Source organism: Sphingobacterium shayense (assembly GCF_013179575.1).
In the GTDB taxonomy this organism is placed as follows: Bacteria; Bacteroidota; Bacteroidia; order Sphingobacteriales; family Sphingobacteriaceae; genus Sphingobacterium; species Sphingobacterium shayense.
This window is the reverse complement of record NZ_JABMCQ010000231.1, coordinates 1-4702: the sequence shown is the minus strand read 5'-3', so window position 1 is coordinate 4702 and position 4702 is coordinate 1. Positions and strand designations below refer to the sequence as shown.

Here is a 4702-nt window from a genome sequence, read left to right as displayed (position 1 = left end):
TTTGCAACATTAAGAGCGCAACAAAAGAGGCCTACTAAAAAGATTCGTATCCACAAATACATCCAAATAAAATGATTACTTTGGCGTAAAGTTAGAATAATATTATCAAGCTAAAAAACGAAAATATGTCCGACATCGAAATTGTACGCTGCCCTTGGTGTGGAAACGACGAGCTATACAAGAATTATCATGACAATGAATGGGGAAAACAAGTCACCGATGATTATAAATTGTTTGAGTTTCTACTCCTAGAGTCTGCACAAGCGGGATTAAGTTGGATTACAATCTTAAAACGAAGAGACGGTTATAAGGCGGCTTTCGCTAATTTCGATTATGAACAAGTTGCCTCCTACGACAATAAAAAAATTGAAGAACTTGTTCAAAATCCAAATATTATTAGACATAGGGGGAAAATTACTTCGGCAGTGAGCAACGCGGAAATATTCATGAAAATTCAAAAAGAATTTGGTTCCTTTTACAACTACTTATACTCCTTCTTACCAAATAACAGCCCAATTGTTAATAGTTTGAAAACGTTAAACGACGCAAAAACAAGCAGTAGTGAATCAGACGCAATTTCCAAAGACCTAAAAAAACGTGGAGTTAAGTTTTTCGGAACAACAATATGTTACGCTTACATGCAAGCGGTGGGTATGGTGAACGATCACTTCGATTTTTGTAGTTTTAAAGCGGTCTAACGAATTTCAATACACGTCATTTTTTTATGAATAGAATAGGCTGCTTGTTTTATACAATCTGAAACAGAAAGATATACGATCAGCAGCGTGATAATCTATGCGTAACATTAACGAATAGATCGCATCAATTTATTTTGGTTTTTTCACTTCTTAGCTTATTTTACACAATTTTACCAGACACCTTATAATAATTCGGAGCGATTTTTGTATTGGATGTACACATTAATAAAAAACAGTGTAATTCAACTAAAAACTATTTTAAAAAACCCTTTTCAGGGTCAATCAAAATTGAGATTATGAGCAAAAAGAGAGACAATTCAAGATGGCTTCATGTTGCCATTTCGTGGGGAGCAAGTATTGTAATTATTGGTGTGCTTTTTAAGATACTACATATTGGAGGATCTACAGCAAACTACATGATCGGTCTTGGTTTAATCGTAGAAGCAATACTATTCTTCCTGATGGGTTTCACCCCTCCTCCACAAGAACCAAATTGGGCTAGAGTCTATCCTGAATTAGACGAAAATTTTCAAGGAGAGTTACCAACCCGTTCTATGCAGCTAGCACACACAAACAACGGGCCTTCGACGACTGCAGCACTAGACAAAATGTTCGCCGATGCGAATATTGACAATACAGCTATCGAAAATTTAGGACGTGGGCTTAAAGATTTTGGCGAAAAAGTCTCAGCGATAAACAAAATCAGCGACATTTCCTTGGCAACAGAAGATTTTACCCAAAGATTGCGCTCGGCTTCGTCAAAATTTGACAATTTAAGTCTAGCTTTCGAAAAAGCATCTGCAAACCTCGTGGAGATGTCTAAGACGAATACAGACACAACAGGATACCATCAACAAGTACAACAATTAACTAATAATTTAGGCCAGTTAAATACGATGTACGAAAGAGAGCTTCGAGAATCAGCATCTCACTTACAATCAATGAATCATTTTTATGAAAATTTAAGCTTTACAATGAAGAACTTCAATGAATCGCTCGACGATTCCAAAGCTTTCAAAGACGAGGTAAATAAATTGGCAAAGAACCTTAACGCATTAAATGCCGTTTACGGCAACATGTTGAGTGCAATGAACCAGCCTAGAGTGTAATTCATCCAATACAAAATTTAAAGAAAAACTATGGCATTAGGAAGAGAGACACCAAGGCAACGAATGATCGGTATATTGTATCTCGTTTTGCTTGCGATGCTCGCATTAAATGTACCCGATTCAATTTTGGATGCCTTCAAAAATATTAACAACAGTTTAGAAACATCTAAATCCAATGTAAATAATTCCGTTCAGCAATTATTTACTGCATTTGAAAGCACAAAATTAAAAGACGAACCCGATCGGGCAAAACCGATTTATGATAAAGCAAAAAATGCACAAAAAATAGTTCAAGAACTCGATCAATATATTGGTTCTATTAAGGAAGAGTTTGTGAAACAAGGCGGTGGTTATGACGAAAAAACTGGTGACCTAGCTAGACGGGAGAACGAGGACATTGTTCAAAATGTGATGATCAATGGGAAAAAAGGCGATGAATTAAAGAAAAAAATTAACGAAACACGCGCCAAGCTTCTCGCATTATTAACTCCAGAGGAACAAAAATCCGTCGCGTTTTCGCTCGAGGCCAATGACCCAGCAAAACCGGTAAACGGCAAACGTCGGTGGGAAGAAATTAATTTCGGCGGTGGCACGCCACTGACCGCAGCCATGACGATCCTCACGAAGATACAGACTGATGCACAGAATGCTGAATCAGATATGGTAAAGCTGATTTTAGGAAAAATGGATCAAGCTGTTGTGAACTTAGACAAGTTTGCGGCAGTCGCCGTCGCTCCAACATCTTATCTAGTACAAGGGCAACCCTACACGGCAGAAGTATTTTTAACAGCTTACGACTCTAAATCAGAAACCGCGATTAGCGTAAATGGATCTAATCTAAATGTGGTTGATGGCAAAGGCGTATATAACGTACCTACTAACAAAGAAGGTTTGTTTACTTGGACCGGTATTATCAACGTTAAACAAACCGATGGTACGATAAAAGAGTACCGGACGCCACAGCAAACTTATCAAGTAGCGAGACCATCCGCGGTTGTCTCACCCGATAAGATGAATGTACTATATATCGGCGTGAACAACCCTGTATCGGTTTCTGCTCCAGGAACACCAACAAGTAATATTAAGGTCAGCATGTCGGGTGGAAGCATCAGTGGATCAAACGGTAAATATAACGTCAAAGTAAGTTCACCTGGGACAGCAAGAATTTCGGTTTCTGCCGAAGTAGCACCTGGTAAGACTCAAACTCTAAGCACGACTGAATTTCGTGTCAAGAGGATTCCAGACCCTATCGCGCAGTTTGCAGGAAAGACAGGCGGTTCAATGGCAACAGTAGCACTTAAAGCACAAAATGCAATTTTTGCGAAATTAGATAATTTTGACTTCGATGCGACCTTTAGAGTCACCAAATTTTCGATGATCATCGCAAAACCAAGAGCTGACGCCATTGTGTTATCTACTTCTGGAAACAACTTAAGTTCGTCAATGAAAAAGGCGCTGAGCGGAATAACGCCTGGAACGCGCGTGATATTTGATAATATTATCGCTGTAGGACCCGACGGCACGCCCAGACAACTAAATGCTGTAGCATTATCAGCAAACTAACTATTAAAATCCTTGGTCAATACAGGATAAAAGGGGGGCAACTTAATTGTAGCCCCCTTTTGGTTTCTCATTCACAAAGAAGTTCCGAAACTTTAATCTCCCACCTTTCCGATTCCGTGCTAACGGGGCTGACTTACTCCATATAGATTCTCGGTGGCCTCTTGTACTTTACACAGCATAGCCCCCTCTCCTACTTTTACCTTAATTATCCTTCGCTATATATTTTTAAGAGGAAAAAGTCAATTACTCATTTAACTCGAAGCACATTACTGTGATGAACGTAATATGCGAGGGTAATGATAACAGACAACTATATCGTTAGAAGTATTCGGTTTCAAACATTGGATAGCTTGTTTAAATAAGGCATGCGGGGTGAACCAATGGGGACGAATGCGAAAGGACTAAATTTAGCTCTTACCATTAAAAAAGCCCCCAAAAAAAGCTCTCGGGGGCATATCAATTACTCTTTTATAGCGAAATTAATCAGAATATATTAAGGCTGAAATTCTTCGGTCACGCCGCCAGTGCTTTCTTCAGTAGTGCCTCCTTCAGGAACGACATTTTCTGTACCTTCTTCGACAGGTTCAGTTTGTTGAAGAAGTTCTTCAAACTGTTGCTCAGATTGTTGTTCTTGACGAGATTGGCTTTCTTGGTGTTGTTGCTCCAGTTGCTCGCGACGTTGCTTTTCTTCTTCTTGAAGCTTCAAGTCTCGTTCATAACCTTCTAGATTCTTTACGTCTACGCCTTTAGGTGTTTTCCAAAGCTTCTTTTTATAGGCATCAAGCTTATCCTCAAGTGAGCCCGCGTTATCTGTTTGGAGACTATCTCCGCCGGCATACTGTGCTTGTTGCAACATACCCGGTGAGGACTCTCGAACTATCTTACTTGCAAATTTGCGTTGTACGAACAAATCATCCATCGTCATATCGTATAAACCACGATCTGGATCGGAAATATCTACCTTTACTAATGCATAGCGTAATTGTGGGAAATATAGCCAAAACGCTGGAGTAGAACCCACTGACTGCGCGAGCTCTGCAGAGGTAGTGATATTCATTAGAGGAGCAACACCTATTATACGGGTCTCTAACCGGCCACGCTGCTTATCAAAAAATATATCTTCTTTAATTCTAAATTTGGTAACCTTTTCCGGGTTGAATTCATTTAACGCCATACGCGAATCAATCTGATTACCCTCGTCGTCAAATATCGGAATTAAAACGGAGTCAGCGAACCTAGCCATTCCCTCACTGGCAGAAAACTTGTCTTTAAACGAGTCATCTTCTGGATTGTAAGGAGTCAGCTTACCTTCGCCGATGGCTTTCATGATTA

Annotated in this window: 3 protein-coding genes and 1 pseudogene; 3 read left to right on the top strand and 1 reads right to left on the bottom strand. The window is 39.5% G+C overall.

Annotated elements, in window-relative coordinates:
• Window positions 1-125 precede the first annotated feature (125 nt).
• From HP439_RS17795 to porM, 3 genes are all read left to right on the top strand, one after another.
• Entirely contained in the window at window positions 126-698 is a 573-nt protein-coding gene (locus HP439_RS17795) for a DNA-3-methyladenine glycosylase I (protein WP_172391680.1), read from the top strand.
• A gap of 296 nt (window positions 699-994) precedes the next feature.
• Complete coding sequence (gene porL, locus HP439_RS17790) at window positions 995-1807, top strand: type IX secretion system motor protein PorL/GldL (RefSeq protein WP_172391679.1); 813 nt, start codon at window positions 995-997, stop codon at window positions 1805-1807.
• Between the two features lie 30 nt (window positions 1808-1837).
• Window positions 1838-3370: a type IX secretion system motor protein PorM/GldM gene (porM, locus tag HP439_RS17785; RefSeq protein WP_172391678.1), complete on the top strand. Its 1533-nt coding sequence runs from the start codon at window positions 1838-1840 to the stop codon at window positions 3368-3370.
• A 493-nt stretch (window positions 3371-3863) separates the two neighbouring features.
• Here porM and HP439_RS17780 read toward each other — a convergent pair.
• A pseudogene (locus HP439_RS17780) lies at window positions 3864-4702 on the bottom strand (hypothetical protein); the annotation flags it as partial.

What these genes read in the sequence shown, in the direction of transcription:
- HP439_RS17795 (WP_172391680.1), top strand. Translation starts at nt 126, where the DNA reads ATGTCCGACATCGAAATTGTACGCTGCCCTTGGTGTGGAAACGACGAG.
- porL (WP_172391679.1), top strand. Translation starts at nt 995, where the DNA reads ATGAGCAAAAAGAGAGACAATTCAAGATGGCTTCATGTTGCCATTTCG.
- porM (WP_172391678.1), top strand. Translation starts at nt 1,838, where the DNA reads ATGGCATTAGGAAGAGAGACACCAAGGCAACGAATGATCGGTATATTG.